Origin of the sequence: Nonomuraea antimicrobica, assembly GCF_039536965.1 — a bacterium.
In the GTDB taxonomy this organism is placed as follows: domain Bacteria; phylum Actinomycetota; class Actinomycetes; order Streptosporangiales; family Streptosporangiaceae; genus Nonomuraea; species Nonomuraea antimicrobica.
Genome location: NZ_BAAAZP010000109.1, coordinates 17,264 through 39,087 on the forward strand (window position 1 = coordinate 17,264; position 21,824 = coordinate 39,087).

Consider the following 21,824-nt stretch of genomic DNA (forward strand, 5'->3'; position numbering starts at 1 on the left):
GAACAGCCAGCGTCACCGTCATTAACTTTCCATGGGGATCCGGTAGAGCAACTCTGGCCGGCCCACCCCTCCGTACTGCGGAATGCGGACCGCGACACCCAGCTCCACCAGGTATTCCAGGTAGCGGCGGGCCGTCACCCTCGACACTCCGACCCCGTCCGCCACGGCCTGCGCGCCCATGCCGCCGGGGTGCGCGCGCAGTCTGGCCGCGACCGTGTCCAGGGTGTCCCTCGCCATGCCTTTGGGCAGCTCCGAGGGGCCTCGGAGGGTGCCGAGGATCCGGTCCACGTCGCCCTGCCCGACCGCGCTGATGCCCACCCCGGCCTCCTCCTTGAACCGGGCGTAACGCAGCAGCTTCTCCGCGAGTGTCGCGTACGTGAACGGCTTGAGCAGGTATTGGGAGATTCCGAGCGACACCGCTGAACGCACCATGGCCAGATCGCGAGCGGAGGTGACCGCGATCACGTCGCACATGAGCCCGCTCGCGCGCACCGCCCGGCACACCTCCAGGCCGTGCATGTCAGGCAGGTAGAGGTCGAGCAGGACGAGGTCGACGGGCCGCCGGCGCAGGAACCGCAGCGCCTCCCCGCCCGACCTGACCACCCCGGCCACCTCGAAGCCCGACACCCGCTCCACGTAGATGCGGTTGGCCTCGGCGGTGATCTCCTCGTCCTCGACGACCAGTACGGAGATCATCGCACCCGCTCCGGCACCGGCAGCCGCACGGTGAACACCGAGCCGGTCACCTCGATCGTCCCGCCGAGGCGGCGTACCGACTGGCCCACCAGCGCCAGGCCCAGCCCGTGGCCGTCGCCCTTGGTGGTCCAGCCCTTCTCGAAGGCGGCCGGTTCGGTCAGCCCTGGGCCGTCGTCGGCCACCCTGATCACCACCCCGCTCTCGTCCGCGTTCAGGTGCACCTCCACGTGGGTGGCCGCGTCGATCGCGTTGTCGATCAGGTTGCCCACGATGGTGACCAGCTCGCGCGGGTCGAGGCCCGGGTCGTCCAGCTCGCTGTCCGGGCTGATCACCAGCTCCCCGCCGCGTTCTGCGGCCTCGGCGCTCTTGCCCAGCAGCAGCGCCGCCAGCACCGGCTCGCGTACCGCGCCCACCACCCGGTCGGTCAGCTCCTGCGCGGCCCGCAGCTCGGCCGTGCCCAGCGCCACCGCCTGCTCGGTACGGCCCAGCTCCACCAGCGTGATGACCGTGTGCAGCCGGTTGGCCGCCTCGTGCGCGGCCGAGCGCAGCGACTCGGCGAAGCCGCGTTCGGCGTCGAGCTGGCCGGTCAGCGTCTGCAGCTCCGTGTGGTCGCGTACGGTGATGACCGTGCCGAGCCTGCTGGAGGCGCTGTTGACGGCCAGCACCCGGTCACCGGCCAGGTGCACCCGCTCCTCCTGGTCGGACAGCATGCCCTCCAGGCCCAGCTCGGCCACGTGGCGTCCCTCGGCGTCGGCGGGCAGGCAGAGCAGCAGCCGGGCCGCGTCGTTGCACAGCGTCAGCGTGCCGTCCCTGCCGACCAGCAGCAGCCCCTCTCGTACGGCGTGCAGCACGGCGTCGTGGTGCTCGTGGATGCGGCCCAGCTCGACGGGGCCCAGACCGTGTGTCTGGCGCCGCAGCCGGGCCGTGACCAGCCACGTTCCCGCGGCTCCGAGTGACAGCGCGAGCGCGACGATGAGGCCGCCCCAGGCGAACTGGTCGCGCAGCCTGGCGCTGATCCGGTCGATCGTGATGCCGGCGGCGACCAGCGCCCGCACCTGGCCGTCGGCCACGACCGGCGTCACCGCGCGCTTGGAGGGGCCCAGCGTGCCGGTGTAGGTCTCGGTGAACGTCTCTCCCGCCAGCGCCCGATCCGTGTGGCCGAGGAAGTGGCCGCCGATCTGGCTGGGGTTGGGGTGGGTGTAACGGGTGCCGTCGGGCTTCATGATCGTGACGAAGTCGACGCCCGTCGCGGCGCGCACCCGCTCGGCGTACGGCTGCAGCCGCGTGCTCGGGTCGCGTTGGCCGAGGGCCGCCAGCACGTCGGGGGAGGCCGCCACGCTGACCGCCACGGCCCTGGCCGTGCCGCCCGCCTCCTCGGTGAGCAGCTCGTGGGCCTGCACCAGGGCGAGCACCGCACCGCCGGTCACCGTGACGGCGACCACGAGCAGGTGCAGGACCAGCATCTGCCCGGCCAGGCTCCAGCGCCGCATCCCGCTTCCCTTCTGTGAACGAAACTTACGCAATGGTGACCTACATCACTGTGAGCCGCATAGTCGCAGAACCAGACGTTCATTCCCAACCGCCGGAGACCCCCCCTATGCGCGATCGCACTCACTATCTCTACGTGGCCGTCATCGTGGCGGTCCTGCTCGGGATCCTGGTCGGCTTCGTCTGGCCGGACGTGGGCCAGGCGCTCAAACCGCTCGGCACCGCCTTCGTCGCGCTGATCAAGATGGTGATCGGTCCGATCATCTTCTGCACGATCGTGCTCGGCGTCGGTTCGGTGCGCCAGGCTGCCAAGGTCGGCAAGGTCGGAGGGCTCGCCCTCGGCTACTTCCTCGCGATGTCCACGATAGCGCTGGTCATCGGCCTGATGGTGGGCAACGTCATCGACCCGGGCTCGGGCCTGCACATCACCGACGGCGCGCGGCAGGCCGCCGAGGCGGAGGCGGCCAAGGGCGGTGAGGCCAGCACGGTCGACTTCCTGCTCGGCATCATCCCCGGGACGCTCGTCTCGTCGCTCACCGACGGCTCGGTGCTGCAGGCGCTGCTCGTGGCGCTGCTGGCCGGGTTCGCGCTGCAGGCCATGGGGTCCAAGGGGGCGCCGATCCTGCGCGGCGTGGAGCACCTGCAGCGGCTCGTGTTCCGCATCCTCGCCATGATCATGTGGGCGGCGCCGGTGGGCGCGTTCGGGGCGATCGCGGCCGTCGTGGGCGCCACCGGCATCGAGGCGCTCAAGAGCCTGGCCATCATCATGATCGCCTTCTACGTGACGTGCGCGCTCTTCGTCGGGGTGGTGCTGGGCACGATCCTCTGGGTGGTCGCCCGGATCAACCTGTGGTCGCTGCTGCGTTACCTCGGGCGGGAGTTCCTGCTGATCCTGTCCACCTCGTCCTCGGAGACCGCCCTGCCCCGGCTCATCGCCAAGATGGAGCACCTGGGCGCCAGCAAGACCGTGGCCGGCATCACGGTGCCGACCGGCTACTCCTTCAACCTCGACGGCACGGCCATCTACCTGACCATGGCCACGCTGTTCATCGCCACGGCCACCGGGTCGCCGCTGGAGTTCGGGGAGCAGGTGGCGCTGCTGCTGTTCATGATGATCGCGTCCAAGGGGGCGGCCGGGGTGACGGGCGCCGGGCTGGCCACCCTCGCGGGCGGTTTGCAGGCGCACCGGCCCGAGCTGGTGGACGGGGTGGGGCTCATCGTGGGCATCGACCGGTTCATGTCGGAGGCCCGCGCGCTGACGAACTTCGCCGGCAACGCGGTGGCGACCGTACTGGTGGGGACGTGGACGGGCGAGTTCGACCGCGACCGCGCCACCCAGGTCCTGTCCGGACGGGCGCCCTTCGACGAGGCCACCCTGCTCGACGACGAGGACGAGCGGCCGGGCGAGGAGGGGCCGCGCGAGGAGGCGTCGCGGCAGATGTCGCCCGCCTGACGCCCGCCCCCCAGGCTCGGCGGGGGCGCGTCCCCCCGCCCCCGCCGACCCGTCCCGGAGGCCCGCCGCGCGGTCGTGCGGCGGGCCTCCGGGTGTCCGGCGGGCCTGTGGGCGCGGCACCTACCGTTCTGAGCGGGGCCGTTCTGGGTGGGGCCGTTCTGGGTGGGGTCGCTCGGGGTCGGGGCCGCCTTCAGGGTGGGGGCGTCACACCGCGGGGAGGCGCAGGACGAAGCGGGCGCCGCCGGTGAAGTCCTCCACGCGGATCTGACCGCGGTGCGCCATCGCCACGTCGCGCGCGATGGCCAACCCCAGCCCGGTCCCGCCCGAGTCGCGGCTGCGGGCGGCGTCCAGGCGGGTGAAGCGCTCGAAGATGCGCTCCCGGTCCGCGCCGGCGATCTCCATGCCGTCGTTCTCGACCGCCAGCACCGCTATGCCGCGCGGCCCCTCCACGACCTCTCTCCCGACCCTGTCCTTGGGGCCGTCCCTGGAGTCGTGCCTGGAGTCCCTCCCGGGCGGCTCCCTGGAGAGCTCGACCCGCACCATGCGCTCGGCGTGCCGCTGGGCGTTGTCCAGCAGGTTCGTCAGCACCCTGGCGAGCTGCAGCCGGACGCCCTCGACCACCACCCCCTCCACCAGGTCCACCCGCACGGGCACCTTGTCGCAGCGTACGGCCAGCTCGTGGCGTACCAACGCGGCCAGGTCGACCGGTTCCCTGACCATGTCCACCTGCGACCCGATGCGGGCCAGCAGCAGCAGGTCGTTGATGATGGCCTCCAGCCGGTCGGTGTCGCGCAGCGCGCTGCCCACCACCGCCTCGACGTCGGTGTCCTCGGGGTAGAGCTGGGCGGTTTCGAGCTGGGCCCGCAGCCCCGCGACCGGGGTGCGCAGCTCGTGGGAGGCGTCGGAGGCGAACTGGCGCTGCTGCTCGGCGGAGCGTTCGAGCCGGGCCAGGGTGCCGTTGATGGAGCGCGCGAGCTGGGACACCTCGTCGTCGCCCGGCGGCTGGGTGACGCGCTTGCTCAGGTCGCCGGCGTACACGGCGTCCAGCTCCGCCCGCATGGTCGCCACCGGGTGCAGGGCGCGCCCGGTGACCAGCCACGTGGCCCATCCCGCCAGCGCGGTCAGCAGGGTGATCTCCGAGAACACGACCCCTTCCAGGGTCCGCGTCTGCAGCACGTCGGGGCTGCTGCGGCCGGCGTAGACGATGGGGGAGTCGGAGAACAAGGTCACTCGCACCGCCGACAGGTGCACGCACTCGGTCGGCAGGCAGGTCGTGGTGTTGACGACCCGGTCCCTGGCCGTGGGGCGTACGTCGCTCAGCGGCGGCAGGTTCCTGGCCGCGTCGCTCGTGGCCAGGATGTGCCCGTCGGGGCCGATGATCTGGATCAGGTCCACCGACGGGTTGGGCACCGGGATGGCGGCCCCCATCGGCAGGGCGCCGCCGCGCATCTCGAAGGCGATGCGCTCGGCGGTGTCCCTGGTGTCATTGAACACGGCGGCGGCCACCAGCGTCCTGGCCACGGCCATGCCGGCGACGCCCACGGGGATGAGCACGAGGGCTGCTACGGCCGTCGTGATGAGGGTGACGCGTCCGCGCAAGGACCTGGCCCACCGGGGTGCCACTCCCTGAGGCTACCGAGCGTGATTGCTGGGTATTGTCCGGTATTTACCGGGCAAAGGGAAAGATTCCCCCAACCGCTGTCCCGGAGCGCCTCCGGCCGTCAGCGCTGCAGCCAGACCGTGGTGCCCGGCGGGATCGAGCCGTCGCCTGGCAGCGGCCCGCTGGCCAGCAGCACCTGTCCGTCCACGTCGAGCCGGGCCGGCTCCTCGCCGGTGTTGAGCACCACGACCAGCCCGGGGTCGCGCTCGATGGCCAGCACGTCTTCGGGAGTGTCGAGCCAGGTCAGCGTGCCGCCGCCGAGCGCCGGGTGCCGCCTGCGCAGCCTGAGCGCGGCCCGGTAGAGGTTGAGCGTGGAGGCGGGGTCGTCCTGCTGGGCCTCGGCCGACAGCGCCGCCCACCCGGCCGGGATGGGCAGCCACGGGTTCCGCCAGCCGAGCCCTTCGGCGGAGGTCCACGGGAGCGGCACCCGGCAGCCGTCGCGGCTCTCGCCGCGCCGCAGGAAGGCCGGGTCCTGGCGCAGCTCGTCGGGCAGGTCGAGCACCTCGGGCAGGCCCAGCTCCTCGCCGTTGTAGAGGTAGGCCGAGCCGGGCAGGGCCAGCATGAGCAGGGTGGCCGCGCGGGCGCGGGCCAGACCGCCGTGCCGGGTGACGTGGCGCTGCACGTCATGGTTGGACAACACCCACGTGGTGGGCGCGCCGACCAGCTCAGCCTCCCTGAGCGAGCGCTCGATCACCGTACGGAACGACTTGGCGTGGAAGTCCGCCATCATGAACTCGAAGTTGAACGCCTGGTGCAACTCGTCGGGCCCGACGTAGCGGGCCAGCCGCTCGGGAGACGACACCCACGCCTCGGCCACCGCCATCCGCCCGCCCGGGTAGGAGTCGAGGATCGGCCGCCACTCGCGGTAGATCTCGTGCACGCCGTCCTGGTCGAAGTACGGCACCTGCTCGTCGCCCAGCATCTCGGCCTGCGGGCCGTCCTTGCGCCCGACGTCCGGCAGCCCTTCGGCCTTGATCATGCCGTGGGCCACGTCGACGCGGAAGCCGTCCACACCCCGGTCCAGCCAGAAGCGCAGGATGTCGCGGAACTCGGCGCGCACCTCCGGGTTCTCCCAGTTGAGGTCGGGCTGCTCGGGCGCGAACAGGTGCAGGTACCACTGCCCGTCCTCGACCTGCGTCCAGGCGGGGCCGCCGAAGATGGACTCCCAGTCGTTGGGGCGGTCGCGGAAGACGTACCGGTCGCGCAGCCCGGCCTGGAACCAGGGGTGCCGGTCGGAGGAGTGGTTCGGCACCAGGTCGACGATGACCCTGATGCCCTTGGCGTGGGCGTCGGCGATGAGCGCGTCGAAGTCGGCGAGCGTGCCGAACATGGGGTCCACGTCCCGGTAGTCGGCCACGTCGTAGCCGCCGTCGGCCATGGGCGAGGTGTAGAAGGGGCTCAGCCAGATGGCGTCCACGCCCAGCTCGCCCAGGTAGCCGAGGCGTGCGCGCACGCCCGCGAGGTCCCCGACGCCGTCGCCGTCGGCGTCGGCGAAGCTTCGGGGATACACCTGGTACACGACGGCGTCACGCCACCAGTCGTCGTTGCCGTGCATGGCTGTCCTTCCCCGGGTGGCCGAGATGTCGGGTGATGTACGGATAAACGATGTCGCGATGGCCCGCGTAGGGTCAAGTGAAAGTTTCGGAAAGTTGCGGTTTTCGTCAACCTTGTCGGCAAACAGTACGTACGAGGTCAAATGGGATGGTTTCGGCGCCAGATCCGGTGAGGCTCTTGCGCAAGTTCTTGCGCCCTCCGCGCGACATTACGGAGGGTGACAATTTGATACCGGGTGGCGGGAGCCGCGCCACGTCCATGGCGTCGGGCGCGGCGGTCACGCTACGGTTTCTCCTGCTGATTCCCCGTAACTCCAACGAGATAGCGGTGTGCTCGCATGAGGTTGCTGTCCGTAACAGTCATGGCCTCGCTCCTGCCTGCCGTACCGGCCGAGGTCGTCGCGCAGACTCGTGCCCAGGCGGTCGCCCGGGCCGGCACCACCTACTACGTCGACTCCCGCGCGGGCGACGACGCGGCCGCCGGCACCAGCGCGGGCACCGCGTGGAAGTCACTGGAGAAGGTCAACGCCGCCGAGCTGAAGCCGGGCGACACCGTCGCCGTCAAGCGCGGCAGCGGCTTCACCGGCCCGCTCACCCTGGCGGCCAGCGGCACCGCCGCCCGGCCCATCACGGTCAAGGCGTACGGCAGCGGCGCGCTCGCCAGGATCGGCGGCATCGGCGACGACTGCGTGGTCGTCAAGGGCAACCACTGGCGCATCGGCGGCCTGCGGGCCTCGGGCTGCCGCTGGGCCGGGTTCCAGATCGACGGCGACTCCAACGTGCTCGCCGGCGTGCAGGCCGACCGCAACATCGCCGGCGTCTTCGTCACGCCGTCGGGCGCGCGCAACACCATCCGCGACAGCGTCCTGACCGGCAACAACCGGATGAGCGTCAACGACCGTGGGCGCGACAACGACTCCGGCGCCTTCGGCGTCCTGCTCAACGGCGACGACAACGTCGTGACCGGCAACACCATCACCGGCAGCTACGCCACGAGCAGCGACTACGGCACCGACGGGGCCGCCGTCGAGATCTTCGACGGCGACCGCAACCGGGTCACCCACAACATCGCCAGGGACAACGAGACCTTCGCCGAACTGGGCGCCACGAAGGGCGGCACCGCGACGGGCAACCTGTTCGCCTTCAACGTCGTCACCTCCTCGCGCAGCCGCGGCTCGTTCCTCGTCACGCGCGGCCCCCGCCACGTCGTCGGCCCCGTCAAGGGCACCGTCGCCGTGCACAACTCGGTCTACCTGCCGGCCAAGGACACCGTCGGCTGGTCCTGCCACGACGGCTGCTCGTCGTCGATCCTGAAGCTGCGCAACAACGTGATCGCGGTCGGCGGCGAGGCGGGCTGGGAGGACGGCGCGGGCGCCGACGAGGACGGCAGCGTCTACCAGGGCCGCACGACCCGGTTCAAGCTGGGGCCGAAGTCGGTCGTCGCCGATCCGAGGTTCGTCTCCCGTACCGACCTGCGCCTGCGCCCCGGCTCCCCGGCGCTGGGCCGTGGCGTGCCCCTGACCTCCAAGTGGTACGGCGGCAGGGCGATCGGCGAGGACGCCGCGGGCAGGCGCGTGACCGGCGCGCCGGACGCCGGGGCCTACCAGCGCTGAGCGGTCCGAGACCGAGGGACGGCGGGCGCGTCCGGTGTCCCGGTGGTGGTTGGGGCTAGAGTGGCGCCGTGGTACCTGACGTCCGCCTGCCGCTGGTCCGGCAGCTCGCCGAGTCCGAGTCTCCCCGGCACTTCTGGCACCTGGGCGACGAGGACGGCCGGGCTTGGCTGTTCGAGAGCGTCGAGGGCGACGGCGAGCACTGGGCGGTCCGGCAGGTCGTGGTGGGCGCCGACCGGGGCGCGCGCCGCTACTGGTGGCGTCACCTGCAGGACGAGCACGGCTTCCTCACCGACCAGCCGCTGGACATCTGGGAGCTGGCCGAGATCACCCCGGAGGCGTTCGAGGCGGTCTGGGACGCCATCTGATTCCCGCGGAATTTTCGCGGAATTCCCTCGGAGCGACGGTCGATTCCCGGGCGTCCCGTTCGACGTGTTGGTGACGAAGACCGGCACGGTGGTCAGGATGAGGGCCCGCCGACAGGGCCAGGAAAGGAACGGACCGATGGACTGGAAGCTCGAGGTGGTGTCGATCCCGGTGGCCGACGTGGAGAGGGCGAAGCGGTTCTACAGCGAGCAGCTCGGGTTCGTGGTCGACCACGACACGCAGATCAGCCCCGGCGCACGGGTCGTGCAGCTCACCCCGCGCGGGTCGGCCTGCTCGGTCGTCATCGGCGCCCCGGCCGGAGGCGTCGCCAAGGGGCTGCAGCTCGTGGTGCCCGACATCGACGCGGCGCGGGCCGAGCTGGCCGGGCGCGGCGTCGAGGTCAGCGCCGTCCAGCACTACGAGCGGGACGGCACCCTGGCCGAGGGCAGGGGCGGCCGGTGGAACTCCTTCGTGTTCTTCAACGATCTCGACGGCAACGGGTGGGTCCTGCAGGAGCGTCCCGAGGGCGAGTGACGGGCCTGCCACAGGGTTGAGGACAGGACGGCGGGGAGGGCGGACCGGCCCTCCCCTAGAGGGGCCCCAGCCCGGGGGTCAGCCGGACAGGCCGGACAGGCCGTGCGTCATGAGGCGGATGGCGGTGTCGAAGTCGCGCTCGATCTCCCGCCCGTCACCCGGCAGGTGCCCCAGCGTCTCCGCCATCACGAACCCCGACACGAACGCGTGGAGCACGTCACCAGTGCGCCACAGCTCCGACTCCGGCACCCCCGCGAGCCGCAGGACGCGGTAGAGGGCCTGCCAGATCGGCATTTCCCGGTCCGCGATGGCCTCCGGATGGTTGTGCAGGTACGCCCACATCGCCGGATGCGCTTTCACGTGCCGATGGTAGGCCAGCGCCAGCTCCCTGAGCTGGTGCTCCCAGGGGGAGCCGTCGTCCGGCGGCAGGGCCATGCCCTCGGCCGCCCCGTGGCAGATCAGCCCGAGCAGCGCCTCCTTGCTCTCCACGTGGTGATAGAGCGACATCGGGTTGACGTCGAGCTCGGCAGCCAGTTTGCGCATGGACAGGCCCTCAATGCCGCCCTCGTCCACCAGGCGCAATGCCGTAGAGCCGATCTCTTCCAGAGTCAGGGGGGCACCCCTGCGCGCGCTCGCTGCCATACGCCGTATGGTAGCGTCCGCCATACGGTGTATGGCTACTCAGGAAGGGTGCACCCATGGCACGGATCCCCGCCCCGCAGGGCCTGCCCATCGTGGGCAACACGCTGCAGATTCCCTCTCACTCGCCGGTTCAGCACTTCGTCGAGGTGGCCTCCCAGTACGAGGAGGGCATCTTCCAGCTCGAGATCGCCGGTCGCCGGGTCGTGCTGGTCTACGACCCCGACCTGGTGGCCGAGGCGTGCGACGAGAGCCGGTTCATCAAGCGGATCAACCCGCCGCTGACGATCGTGCGCGACTTCGGCGGCGACGGCCTGTTCACGGCCGAGCCGCACGAGCCGGTGTGGGGCCACGCGCACCGCATCCTGATGCCGGCCTTCAGCCAGCGGTCGATGAAGGCGTACTTCCCGCAGTTCCTGGAGGTCGCCGAGCAGCTCGTCGAGTCGTGGGCGGGTCGCCAGGGGGAGGACCTGCCCGTCGCCGACGACATGACCCGGCTGACCCTCGACACGATCTCGCTCACCGGGTTCGGCTACCGGTTCAACTCCTTCGACTCGCCGGAGCTGCACCCGTTCCTCCAGGCCATGGGCGGCGCGCTGACCGAGGCCATGCTGCGCAACCAGCAGCTCCCGTTCGTCACCAAGCTCAAGAAGCGGCACGAGGAGACCTACCGGCGCGACATCGCCACGATGCAGGCGCTGGTCGACGAGGTGATCAAGCGGCGCCGCGCCGAGGGCGGCGGGGGCGCCAAGGACCTGCTGGGGCTCATGCTGGAGGCGTCCGACCCGCAGAGCGGCGCCCGGCTGTCGGACGAGAACATCCGCAACCAGGTCCTCACCTTCCTCATCGCCGGCCACGAGACCACCAGCGGCCTGCTCTCCTTCGCCCTCTACAACCTGCTGCGCGAGCCGCACACCCTGGCCCGCGCCTACGACGAGGTGGACCGGCTGCTCCCGGGCGACGAGCCGCCGACGTACGAGACGATCATGAAGCTCGACGTCATCCCGCGCATCCTGGAGGAGACGCTGCGGTTCTGGTCGCCGATCCCCATCTTCGGGGTGAACGCCATCGAGGACACCACGATCGGCGACTACCCCATCCAGAAGGGCCAGGGCCTGGCCTTACTGCTGCCGCCGCTGCACCGCAGCCCCAAGGCGTGGGAGCGGCCGGACGAGTTCGACATCGACCGCTGGCTGCCGGAGCACAGGAAGCACCACCACCCCGGCGGGTACAAGCCGTTCGGCAACGGCGAGCGGGCCTGCATCGGCCGCCAGTTCGCGCTGACCGAGGCCAGGCTCGCGCTGGCGATGATCCTGCGGCGCTTCGCCGTGTCCGACCCGAACGTCTACCGCATGAAGATCAAGCAGATGCTCACGCTCAAGCCCGACGGCTTCACCCTGCGGGTACGGGAGCGCCGCGCCCACGAGCGGGTCGTGGTGAGCGCGCAGCCGGAGGAGGAGAGCGAGCGGCAGGACCTCGCGGTGACCGGCGTGCCGCTCACCGTCGCGTACGGCTCCAACCTCGGCACCAGCGCCGACCTCGCCGAGCGCCTGGCCGAGCGGGCCGGCCGGGCCGGCTTCGCCACCACGCTGACCACGCTGGACGAGCTGACCCCGCCCGCGGAGGGCCTGCTCGTCGTCGTGGCCTCCTCCTACAACGGCAAGGCCCCCGACAACGCCCAGCGCTTCGACGCCCTGGAGTCGCTGCCCGACCTGTCCGGGGTGCGCCTGGCCGTGCTGGGCTGCGGGAACACGCAGTGGCCGACGTACCAGGACTTTCCGCGGCGGGCGTACGAGAAGCTGACGGCGGCGGGGGCCGTCCCGCTCGTCGAGCGGGGCGAGGCCGACACCGACGGCGACTTCGACGGCGACGTCTCCGCCTGGACGGCGCGGCTGTGGGCGGCGCTGGCCGAGGAGTACAGCGCCTCCGCCGGGGCCGCCGGGCCGCGTTACGAGATGGAGGTGCTCACGGAGGCCGAGGTCAGGCCCTCGGTCGTCTCCGAACGCGCCTTCCCGCTGACCCTCGTCGCCAACGAGGAGCTGACCGCCGACCCCACCGGGCTCTGGGACTTCTCCGTCGAGGCCCCGCGACCGGGTGTGCGCGCGATCACGGCGCGGCTGCCGGAGGGGGTGACGTACTCGGCGGGCGACCACGTGGCGGTCTTCGCCAAGAACGATCCCGAGCTGGTGGAGTGGGCCCTGCGCTGCCTGCGCGTGCCCCGCGACCAGGTCGTACGCCTGCGCGCCGCCGGCGCCACCCACCTGCCGGTGGACACGCCGGTCACGGCCGGGCTGCTGCTGACCGAGTTCGCCGAGCTGCAGGAGGTGGCCACCAGGTCCGACCTGGAGGCGCTGGCCGCGCACACCGCCTGCCCGTGGACGATGGGCCGCCTGGCCGAGCTGACCGCCAACTACGCCGACGAGATCCTCGCCAAGCGGGTCTCCCCGCTGGCGCTGCTGGAGCGGTTCCCGGCGATCGAGCTGCCGCTGCCGGTGTTCCTGGAGATGGCCGGGCCGATCAAGCCGCGCTACTACTCGGTCTCCTCCTCGCCGCTGGCCGAGCCCGGCCTGGTACAGCTCACCGTCGGCCTCGTCGAGGGCCCGGCCTGGTCGGGCACCGGCACGTACCAGGGCATGTGCTCGGCCTACCTCGCCGGGCTGAAGGAGGGCGAGGTCTTCTACGGCTACGTCCGGGTGCCCGCGCCGCCCTTCCGGCTGCCGGACGACCCGGCCACGCCGGTGATCCTCGTCGGCCCCGGCACCGGGTTCGCGCCGCTGCGCGGTTTCCTGGAGGAGCGGGCGCTGACCGGGGCGACCGGGCGCGCGGCGGTGTTCACCGGGTGCCGCCATCCCGAGCACGACCTGCTGTACGGGGACGAGCTGGCAGTCTGGGGCGCGGCCGAGGGGGTGACCGTGCACCGGGCGTACTCGGCTGTGGCGGGGCATCCGTACCGGTTCGTTCAGGACGCGGTGGCGGCGCACGCGGACGAGGTGTGGGAGCTGCTCGCGCAGGGCGCCCACGTCTATGTCTGCGGCGACGGCCTGCGGATGGCGCCGGCCGTGCGGCAGGCCCTGCTGGACGTCCACCGCGAACGGACCGGCGAGGACGGCGCCGCTTGGCTGGCCGACCTGGAGGCGGCCGGTCGCTACCAGCAGGACGTGTTCGCCTGACACTGTTGACGGAAATCTTCCGGTTTGCCCCGATCGGTGGAAGGCGGTGGTCGGGGCTTTGTCGGGCGGTGCGACTTAGTGAACTACACTTTAGCGGCAAATCAGACTTAATCCGGCATTTTTGGATATAACCGCATCAAGCGCGATATATCCGTGGAACATACGCGAAACCTTTCCACGGCACTGTGAGAGCCTCTGGGAAGGGGGCGCCATGCTGCTGCGACTGAGGGTGTCGTTGCCCGACCGGCCGGGTGGTCTCGGCCAGGTAGCCAAGGCGTTGGGTGCGCTGGGAGCGGACATCCTCCAGGTCACCGTGCTGGAGCGCGAGGCTGGGCGTGCCGTGGACGACTTCACCGTCACCTGGCCGGGCCTGGCGGACGCGACCGAGGCGCGCGAGCGGATGTCGGCCGTGCCCGGCGTACGCGTCGAGGGGGTCTGGGCGACCAGGGACGCGCCCGGCTCGGCGCCCGACTACGACCTGCTCATGCACGTCGCGGCCGAGCCCGCCCGTGGTTACGCGACCCTTGTGGACGCCCTTCCTGCGCTGTGCGGCGCGGAGTGGTCGGTGGCGGTGGCCGACGGCGCCGTCCGGCACGCCTCGCTGGCCGCGCCCGCCGAGTTCGACCTGCCCGAGCCGCCGCCCCGGGCCATCACCATGGACGCCGAGGAACTGCGGTTGATGCTCCTGCCCGTCGTCGCCGCCGGGCTGCACGTGGTGGTCGCCCGCGCGGAGGGCCCGGTGTTCCACCGCGCGGAGGTGGAGCGCGCCGCCCGCATCGTGGACGTGGTCTCCAGGATGGCGGCCCGCGTCCAGACCGGCTCCTCGCCTGCGGAGAACGGGCTCGGCGCTCGGGACGAGGCCCGACGCTGATCGACCGAGAGCGCTGCTTGACCAAGAGCGCTGCTTGACCGACGGCGGCGATTGACCGAACAATCATCTGGTCACTAACGTGGTCGATCTGATCGTGTTTCTTCTGGTCGTGTTCCGTCTGGGCGTATTCCGATCGCGCGAGCAGGGGCAGCCCGTGACCGTCCGGCCCGCTCCGGGGATTTGAGGCACATGGACTTCGAGCTGACCGGCGAGCAGAAGGCGTTCCGCGAGACCCTGCGCGCGTTCGTGGACAAGGAGATCGTGCCGGTGGCCACCGAGTGGGAGCGCTCGGGGCGCTATCCCACCGAGATCGTCGACAAGATGAAGCGGATGGGGCTGTTCGGCCTGTCCGTGCCCGAGGAGTACGGCGGCATGGGGGCCGACATGGTCTCGTTCGCGCTGGTCTTCGAGGAGATCGCGCGCGGCTGGATGGGTGTGGCGGGCACGATCGGGTCCCACTCGCTGGCCTGCTGGATGATCGCCAGGCACGGCACCGAGGAGCAGAAGCGGCGGCACCTGGCCGACCTGGCGACCGGCGCGCGCCGTACCGCGATCGCGCTGACCGAGCCCGGCGCGGGCACCGACCTCCAGGGCATCCAGACCCGCGCGGTACGCGACGGCGACCACTACGTCGTCACCGGCACCAAGACCTGGATCACCAACGCCCGCCACGCCGACCCGCTCCCCGTGCTGGTGAAGACCTCGATCGCAGACCCGGCGCACAAGGGCATGTCGGTGCTGCTCGTCGACCCGTCGTCGCCGGGCTTCAGCGTCAGCCGCGACTTGCCCAAACTGGGCTACAAAGGCACCGAGACGTGCGAGGTGGTGCTGGACGGGGTCCGCGTGCCGGTCTCCTGCCTGCTCGGCGGCGTCGAGGGGCGCGGCATGCAGCAGGTGCTCGGCGGGCTGGAGCTGGGGCGGATCAACATCGCCGCGCGCGCCGTGGGCGTCGCCCAGGCCGCCTACGACGCCGCGCTCAGCTACGCGCGCGAACGTACGGCCTTCGGGCAGCCGATCGCCGAGTTCCAGGCCATCCAGCTCAAGCTCGCCGACCTGGCCACGGAGATCCAGGCCGCCCGGCTGCTCACGTACTGGGCCGCCGCCCAGGCCGACGGGGGCAGGCGGGTCGACATGGAGGCGGGCATGGCCAAGTACTTCGCCTCGGAGGTGGCGCTGAAGGCGTCGCTGGAGTCGATGCGCATCCACGGCGGCTACGGCTACTCGCAGGAGTACGTGGTCGAGCGCCTCTACCGGGACGCGCCGCTGATGGCGATCGGCGAGGGCACCAACGACGTGCAGCGCCTGGTCATCGCCCGGGCGCTCATCTCGGGCAAGGGGAAGGTCGGCTGGTAGCCGCTCAGTCGTGCCGTGGCAGGCCGGACACCTCGTGGTCGGCGTGGAACAGGGCCTCCGCGATCACCGCGCGTACGTGGGAGTCCGTGGCCCGGTAGAGCACGCGGCGGCCGTCTCTGCGGGTGGTCACCAGCCCGGCCAGCCGCAGTTTGGCCAGGTGCTGCGATACCGACGGGCGGGCCACGCCGATGTCCTGGGCAAGTGAGTTCACGTCCCGCTCCCCGGACGACAGCAGCCACATCAGCCGCAGGCGTGTGCCGTCGCTCAGCATGCGGAAGGCGTCGACCGCCGCGTCCACCTGGGCCGGGGTGGGCTCTTGTTGCGACGGTATGGCACCTGAGACGTTGTCGCGTGCGTACATGACTACATATCCTGCTTAAAAGGGATGAATTGCGCAAGCGAGGGGTGCCATGTCCGACCAGCGAGACCCGTCCTCGGCCCCGCACGAGCCCGTGCCTGAGCACGAGCCCGTACCTGAGCACGGGCCCGCACCTGAGCACGAGCCCGCACCTGAGCACGGCCCCAGACATGGACACGGGCATGGACACGGGCACGGAGATGGGCCTGGGCACGAGCACGGAGATGAGCATGGGTCTGGGCATGGGCATGGGCACGGACATGGGTCTGGGCATGGGCACGGGCGTGGGCGGTGGTGGGGGATCGGGGTGGTGCTTGGGCGGATCGGGCACGCTCTCGCGCCCCACAGCCACGACAGCGCCGACAAGACGGACGCCGCCCTGGAGACCAGCAGCCGCGGGATGCGCGTGCTGGCCATCTCGTTCGCCGTCCTCATGGCGACCGCCGCCGTTCAGGCGGCCGTCGTCGTGGCCTCCGGCTCGGTCGCGCTGCTCGGCGACACGCTGCACAACCTGGCCGACGCGCTGACCGCCGTGCCGCTGGCGATCGCGTTCTCGCTCGGACGGCGGGCCGCCAACCGCCGCTACACCTACGGCTACGGCCGGGCCGAGGACCTGGCGGGCATCGTCATCGTCGCGCTCATCGCCGCCTCGGCCGCCCTGGCCGGATATGAGGCCGTCCGGCGGCTGCTGGAGCCCCAGGAGATCAGGAACGTGGGCTGGGTGGCGGTGGCGGCGCTGATCGGCTTCGCCGGGAACGAGTGGGTGGCCCGCTACCGCATCAAGGTCGGCAGGGAGATCGGCTCGGCCGCGTTGGTGGCCGACGGCCTGCACGCCAGGACGGACGGCTTCACCTCGCTGGCCGTGCTCCTGGGCGCGGGGGGAGCGGCGCTGGGCCTCCGGCTCGCGGACCCGGTCGTCGGGCTCCTGATCACGGTCGCGATCTGCTTCGTCCTGCGCGACGCGGCCCGCGAGATCTACCACCGGCTCATGGACGCCGTCGATCCCGCCCTGGTGGACGACGCCGAGCGCATCCTCGCCACGGTGGACGGGGTGCGCCGGGTGGAGTCCGTACGGCTGCGGTGGATCGGGCACGCCCTGCTCGCCGAGGTGGAGCTGCTCGTCGACCACGACGTGTCGGTGGTGGTGGCGCACCGGATCGCGGTGGAGGCCGAGCACCGGCTCATCCACGACCTGCCGCGCCTGCGGGCCGCCACGGTGCACACCGACCCCGATGGCCCGGACGGCGCCGACCACCACGCCTCACTGACCCCGCACCGGGTGAGCGGCCGCGATCCGTCCCGCCGAGGCTGACCTCCGCCCCCGGCCTGCGTTAGCGCCCGTGGCCTGCGTCAGCGTCCGCGGCTTGCGTAAGAGGGCGCGCAAATAGGGGCGCGAGGCAGGCCAGGAACGTACACAGGCACGGATCCTAAAGATCATCTAGTTGTCTACGCTACGTGATCGACAACGAGGACCGTCCGTGCCTGCCATCCCAGCTTGGCTCATCGAACCGTTGTGGGTCCAGTTCTCCGCCCTCTCATGGTCGATGGATACGGCATCCCGCTCGGCCGGGTGCTGGCCGGCGGCAATCGCCACGACTCACCGCTACTGGCACCCACCCTGGACAAGCCCGACGACCTCGGCCCACTCCCCAATGTGATCACTGTCCACCTCGACGCCGGGTATGACTCGCAGAACACCCGTAACGAGCTGACCAGCCGAAAGTTGAACGGGAAGATCGCCCACAAGGGCGCGGGAGGCGACGTGGCGCGCGACGGCCAGCAGCGTCCAGGCCCGCTCCTCTGGTCCGCATCGAGACGAAATCCAGTTGTCCGATGAAGCGGCCTGTCACAAGAATGCCGGGATGCGGATAGGAGTGGTTGGGCTGAAGATGGGTCTCTATCTGGCGACGTGGTGCCGCCGGGTCGGCATGGATGTGGTGGCGGCGTGCGACCACGACCCCCAGCGCCGTGCCGAGGCGCGGGAGCAACTGCCAGGCGCGACCCTGACCGGACGCTGGCAGGACCTGCTCGACCACCGCCTGGACGGCGTGGTGCTCGCCAATGACTTCGACGCGCACGCGCCGCTCGCGCACGCGTTCCTGGAGCGCGGCGTACACGTGTTGTCCGAGGCCGCGGCATGCGCGAACGAGCAGGAGGGGCTGCGGCTCGTCGAGGCGGCGGAACGTTCCTCCGCGACCTACTCCTTCGCCGAGAACTACGCGCTCCACCCCCACCTGCGCCTCATCCGCCAGGCGATCGACGCTGGCGAGGTGGGCCGGATCAGCCTGGTCGAGGCCGACTACCTGCACGGCATGTCCCCCGAGACGGTCACGGCGCTGATCGGTGACCCCGCCCACTGGCGGGGGCGGATCGCGCCGACCGCCTACTGTACGCACACCCTCTCGCCCGTCCTCGCACTCACGGGCGAATGGCCCGTGGAAGTCACGGCGTTCGAGGTGGACGAGACCGACGCCCGTGCTGCGGTCGTCATGGTGGTGCGGCTGTCCAGCGGCGCGTTGGCCGTTACTCGGCACGGCTTCCTCCAGGGCGAGCCCGACAGTCACTGGAGCTGGGTGTCGGTGCGCGGTGCCCGGGCCCTGGCAGAGTCCGTACGCGGGCCCGGCGAGCGGGCATGGTCGGTGCGGGTCAGGGCGGAGGGGTGGACGAGCCCGGACAACCGGACGCGCGATGAGGAACGTACCCCACCCGCCCTCTCACTCGCAGGCGAGACCGTGGAACGCGCCGCAGAGGGCACGGTCCTCCTGCTTCAAGGGTTCCGGGCCACCATCGAACGAGGAGAGCCGCCGTTGATCCCCGTACGGCCCGCCGTGGCCGCCTCTCTGGTCGGCGTCGCAGGAGCGGAGTCGCTGAAGAACGGCTCACGCCCCATACCGGTGCCCGACCTCTCCGGGGCAGCCGGCCGACGGTAGCGATCTCCGGTATCCCTCTACGCGAAGAGATCCGTGTCATCGGCTGAGCACGCAGGGCCGCCGCAGCGGCCGGTGCCCGGGCCAAGACACTGGGGCGTGCCCGCGATGGCCTGCAGCGGCTGGCCAGCTGTACCCGGCCATGAGGTTGGTACCACCACGTTCGGGCTTGTGAATGGGAGAACCTTCCGGGCTTAGAGGGCGCACAGATGGGGGCGCGTGGTAAGGGCGGAAACGCAGCACAGGCACGGAGCCTCAAGATCACTTAGTGTCTACCTACGTGATTGAAGACGAGGACCGTCCGTGCCTGCCATCCCAGCTCGGCTTATCGAGCCGTTGTGGGTCCAGTTCTCCGCGCTGCTTCCCGAGCGGCCGACTTTCGACCCTGGCCACCCGCTCGGCGTTCACCGGCGCCGTCTCGACGACCGGATCGTGTTCGACAAGCTGATCCAGGTGCTCCGGTTCGGCTGCTCCTACCAAGCCGTCGCCGACAGCACTTGCTCTGCGACAACGATCCGCAGCCGCCGCGACGAGTGGATCAAACTGGGGGTGTTCGCACAGCTCAGGCACATAGTCCTGGAATGCTACGACCGGATCGTCGGCCTGGCACTGGAAGAGATCTCCATCGATGGCTGCATCACCAAAGCCCCCGGTGGAGGAGAGGTTGCCGGGCGCTCTCCGGTCGATCGCGGTAAGCAGGGGATGAAACGCTCCCTCATGGTTGACGGGTACGGCATCCCGCTCGGCCGGGTGCTGGCCGGCGCCAACCGCCACGACTCGCCACTGCTGGCACCGACCCTGGACAAGCTCGACGACCTCGGCCCACTCCCTGATGTGATCACCGTGAACCTGGATGCCGGATACGACTCCCAGACCACTCGCGACGAGCTGACCAGCCGGAACCTGACGGGGCGCATCGCGCATAAGGGCGACAAGGCTCCGATCCAAGCCAGTCGGCGTTGGCACGTCGAACGCACCAACGCCTGGCACAGCGCCTTCAACCGACTCCAACGCTGCTACGAACGACGAGAAATCGTCATCGACACGTTCTTCGACCTTGCCGACGCGATCGTCGCTCTCCGTAGCCTGATCCGTCGAGCCTGGGCCGCTCACCGGTGGGAGACTCGGCCACGACGCCGCCCATAAGCCCCTGCCTATTCGCGCGAGCTCTAAGCCTCCCCGGCCCGTATGAGCTTCCCCGGCCTTCGCCCCCCGGCCCGCATAAGCCCCCCGTGAGGGGGTAGCTTTTCGCGAGTGTCCGCCGCCTCCGTGCCCCCGGATTCCACCGTGCCCGCCGGGCCGCCCACGCCTGCCGCGCCCCCGGCGTCCGCCCCGACCCCCACGGTTGCTGTGCCGTCCGCGTCCGCCGAGGCTTCCACGGCCGCTGTGTCTCCCGTGCCCGCCACGACTCCTACGGCCGCTGTGCCACCCGGGCCGCCAACGCCTGTCGTGCCTGCTGCGGTCGCTGTGCCGTCCGTGACCTCCGCGTCCGCCCTGCCCGTGGCCGACGCGGCCGTGCCCAGGCTGGCCTGGCTGGACGCGTTGCGTGGCATCGGTGCGCTCGCGGTGGTGATGGAGCACCTGCTGCCCTGGTTCGTCCCGGCGCTGCGGCCCTACTGGTTCAGCCTCGGCATCTACGGGATCCTGGTGTTCTTCCTGGTCAGCGGCTACATCATCCCGGCCTCGCTGGAGCGTCACGGCGACGTGCGGGCGTTCTGGATCAGCCGCTTCTTCCGCCTCTACCCGCTCTACCTCGCCGTCATCGCGCTCGTGCTGGCCCTGGCGTGGTGGGTGCCGGTGCGGGCGGAGGTGCCCCGCGACGGCAGCGCGGTGGCGGCGCACGCGACCATGCTGCTCGACGTCGTCAGCGTCGGCGGGGTGGCCGACACCATGTGGACGCTGTCGTACGAGATGGTGTTCTACCTGGTGGTCACGGCGCTGTTCCTGACCAGGGGGCACGAGCGCAGCGGGCTGCTGGCGATGGTGTTCGCGGGCGCGGCGGTCGTGGTCGGGCTGGTGGCGTCGGGGGCGGTGCTGCGGGGCGGGTGGCCGGCGTACGTGTCGTGCGCGGTGTTCGCCGTCGGGCTGGCGGGCGTGCTGCTGGGCCGCCTCCGTACGGTCGCCGCCTGCGCGCTCGGGCTGATGGCGGTGGCGTCGCTGCTGTTGACCAGCCGGATCCCGTGGCTGGGGATGGCGGTGCTGGGGGTGATGTTCGCGGGCACGGCCATCCACCGGTGGGAACGCGGCACCGGCGGGCTCTGGCCGGTGGCGGTCACCGCGGCGCTGGTCGCGATCGCGCCGGCGCCCCTGTGGGCCGTCGAGGGCGGCTGGTGGTGGGCGCAGGCCGATGTGTGGATCACCACGATGGTGCTGGCCGGGGCCACGTTCGCGGGCGGGATGGCGCTGCGCGGGCGGCGGCTGCCCCGGCTGCTGGTGTGGTTCGGGCTGATCAGCTACTCGCTCTACCTGGTGCACCACCCGCTGCTGAAGTATTTCGTGCAGCTCGGCGGCGACCTGCGGTTGGCCGCCCTGCCGTACCAGCTCGGCACGGCGGCGCTGGCCGTGGCCCTGGTCGTGGGCGTGAGCGCGCTCACCTACCGCTACGTCGAACGGCCCATGCAGGCGCTGGGCCGCCGGGTCTCACGCCGATGCCGTGACGGGGGCGAGCGCGGGGGCGATGCCCGGATGGCCGGCCAGGGCACGCGCGACGACCGGGTCCTCGGCCATGAGGAAGGCCAGATGCCTGATCGCGTGGGCGACCACGTTGGCCAGGGCGACGTGCTCAGGTGACGGCGTGGCGGGGGCCCGGCCCCTGGCGATCTCCAGCACGGGCACCTCGACGGCGGGCAGCCAGGGTGCCGGGTCGGGGCAGACCACGTAGGTCAGGACGACCCGGCCCTCGGGCTCGTAGCGCCAGCTCGTGGAGTGCACGACGACGCCCTGGTCACCGGCCGCGACGCCGCCGAGCCTGCAGGCCGTCTCGTCGGGGTGCTCCCCGGGCCGCGGCCGGGTGCGGGCCTGCCGGTAGGACCAGCGACTGTCGGTGCCCACCCGTAGCATGAGCGTCTCAACCGAGACCACGTGTCTTCCCGTCACCGGCAACAACTTACTGCTCATCTTATGCAGGTGCGTTCCATACGCATATT

General features: G+C 71.1%; 17 protein-coding genes and 1 pseudogene. 12 read left to right on the forward strand and 6 right to left on the reverse strand.

Translation table 11 applies throughout. The annotated features are described in order from the left end of the window. Positions 1-21: 21 nt before the first annotated feature. Positions 22-696 carry a response regulator gene (locus ABD844_RS31340; RefSeq protein ID WP_344886268.1) on the reverse strand — a complete coding sequence of 225 codons (675 nt, stop codon included), beginning with the start codon at positions 694-696 and terminating at the stop codon, positions 22-24. Continuing rightward, positions 693-2,186, reverse strand: coding sequence for a sensor histidine kinase (locus ABD844_RS31345; RefSeq protein ID WP_344886270.1), 1,494 nt, complete (start codon positions 2,184-2,186; stop codon positions 693-695). Before ABD844_RS31345 ends, ABD844_RS31340 begins: the two co-directional genes overlap by 4 nt. A gap of 107 nt (positions 2,187-2,293) precedes the next feature. Between ABD844_RS31345 and ABD844_RS31350 the strand changes: the two genes are divergently transcribed. After that, positions 2,294-3,637, forward strand: coding sequence for a cation:dicarboxylate symporter family transporter (locus ABD844_RS31350; RefSeq protein WP_344886272.1), 1,344 nt, complete (start codon positions 2,294-2,296; stop codon positions 3,635-3,637). A gap of 204 nt (positions 3,638-3,841) precedes the next feature. Here ABD844_RS31350 and ABD844_RS31355 read toward each other — a convergent pair whose 3' ends face one another. Beyond that, the gene (locus tag ABD844_RS31355) at positions 3,842-5,260 is read right to left on the reverse strand and encodes a sensor histidine kinase (protein ID WP_344886274.1); all 1,419 of its coding nucleotides are present in this window, start codon (positions 5,258-5,260) and stop codon (positions 3,842-3,844) included. A gap of 98 nt (positions 5,261-5,358) precedes the next feature. After that, positions 5,359-6,852: a glycoside hydrolase family 13 protein gene (locus tag ABD844_RS31360; protein WP_344886277.1), complete on the reverse strand. Its 1,494-nt coding sequence runs from the start codon at positions 6,850-6,852 to the stop codon at positions 5,359-5,361. Between the two features lie 360 nt (positions 6,853-7,212). Here ABD844_RS31360 and ABD844_RS31365 point away from each other — a divergent pair, with 360 nt between their 5' ends. The 3 genes from ABD844_RS31365 to ABD844_RS31375 all read left to right on the forward strand — a co-directional run bounded on the left by ABD844_RS31365 (position 7,213) and on the right by ABD844_RS31375 (position 9,360). Continuing rightward, a complete protein-coding gene (locus ABD844_RS31365) occupies positions 7,213-8,463 on the forward strand; it encodes a right-handed parallel beta-helix repeat-containing protein (RefSeq protein WP_344886279.1) in 1,251 nt (416 codons plus the stop codon). Between the two features lie 68 nt (positions 8,464-8,531). Beyond that, entirely contained in the window at positions 8,532-8,828 is a 297-nt protein-coding gene (locus ABD844_RS31370; protein ID WP_344886281.1) for a hypothetical protein, read from the forward strand. Between the two features lie 136 nt (positions 8,829-8,964). Continuing rightward, complete coding sequence (locus tag ABD844_RS31375; protein WP_344886283.1) at positions 8,965-9,360, forward strand: VOC family protein; 396 nt, start codon at positions 8,965-8,967, stop codon at positions 9,358-9,360. Between the two features lie 78 nt (positions 9,361-9,438). Here ABD844_RS31375 and ABD844_RS31380 read toward each other — a convergent pair whose 3' ends face one another. Continuing rightward, the gene (locus ABD844_RS31380; protein WP_344886284.1) at positions 9,439-10,002 is read right to left on the reverse strand and encodes a TetR/AcrR family transcriptional regulator; all 564 of its coding nucleotides are present in this window, start codon (positions 10,000-10,002) and stop codon (positions 9,439-9,441) included. A gap of 56 nt (positions 10,003-10,058) precedes the next feature. Here ABD844_RS31380 and ABD844_RS31385 point away from each other — a divergent pair, with 56 nt between their 5' ends. From ABD844_RS31385 to ABD844_RS31395, 3 genes are all read left to right on the forward strand, one after another. Continuing rightward, on the forward strand, positions 10,059-13,169 hold the full coding sequence (locus tag ABD844_RS31385) for a bifunctional cytochrome P450/NADPH--P450 reductase (RefSeq protein WP_344886286.1): 3,111 nt from the start codon (positions 10,059-10,061) through the stop codon (positions 13,167-13,169). A gap of 211 nt (positions 13,170-13,380) precedes the next feature. Then, positions 13,381-14,040 carry an ACT domain-containing protein gene (locus tag ABD844_RS31390; protein ID WP_344886289.1) on the forward strand — a complete coding sequence of 220 codons (660 nt, stop codon included), beginning with the start codon at positions 13,381-13,383 and terminating at the stop codon, positions 14,038-14,040. A gap of 189 nt (positions 14,041-14,229) precedes the next feature. Further along, complete coding sequence (locus tag ABD844_RS31395; RefSeq protein WP_344886291.1) at positions 14,230-15,393, forward strand: acyl-CoA dehydrogenase family protein; 1,164 nt, start codon at positions 14,230-14,232, stop codon at positions 15,391-15,393. A 4-nt stretch (positions 15,394-15,397) separates the two neighbouring features. On the opposite strand, the gene ABD844_RS31400 is transcribed toward ABD844_RS31395, so the two are convergent. After that, positions 15,398-15,754, reverse strand: coding sequence for an ArsR/SmtB family transcription factor (locus ABD844_RS31400; RefSeq protein ID WP_344886293.1), 357 nt, complete (start codon positions 15,752-15,754; stop codon positions 15,398-15,400). Between the two features lie 307 nt (positions 15,755-16,061). On the opposite strand from ABD844_RS31400, the gene ABD844_RS31405 reads away from it, so the two are divergent. The 5 genes and pseudogenes from ABD844_RS31405 (at position 16,062) to ABD844_RS31425 (ending at position 21,468) form a co-directional block, all read left to right on the forward strand. Continuing rightward, positions 16,062-17,063: a cation diffusion facilitator family transporter gene (locus tag ABD844_RS31405; protein WP_344886296.1), complete on the forward strand. Its 1,002-nt coding sequence runs from the start codon at positions 16,062-16,064 to the stop codon at positions 17,061-17,063. Positions 17,064-17,279: 216 nt separating this feature from the next. Next, a pseudogene (locus ABD844_RS31410) lies at positions 17,280-17,510 on the forward strand (IS5/IS1182 family transposase); the annotation flags it as partial. 103 nt (positions 17,511-17,613) lie between these two features. Next, positions 17,614-18,681: a Gfo/Idh/MocA family protein gene (locus ABD844_RS31415; protein ID WP_344886298.1), complete on the forward strand. Its 1,068-nt coding sequence runs from the start codon at positions 17,614-17,616 to the stop codon at positions 18,679-18,681. 300 nt (positions 18,682-18,981) lie between these two features. Continuing rightward, positions 18,982-19,824 (forward strand): IS5 family transposase, encoded by an 843-nt coding sequence (locus tag ABD844_RS31420; protein WP_344886300.1) that lies wholly within the window; start codon positions 18,982-18,984, stop codon positions 19,822-19,824. A gap of 330 nt (positions 19,825-20,154) precedes the next feature. Further along, positions 20,155-21,468 carry an acyltransferase family protein gene (locus ABD844_RS31425; RefSeq protein WP_344886302.1) on the forward strand — a complete coding sequence of 438 codons (1,314 nt, stop codon included), beginning with the start codon at positions 20,155-20,157 and terminating at the stop codon, positions 21,466-21,468. The last annotated feature ends 356 nt before the right edge of the window (positions 21,469-21,824 follow it).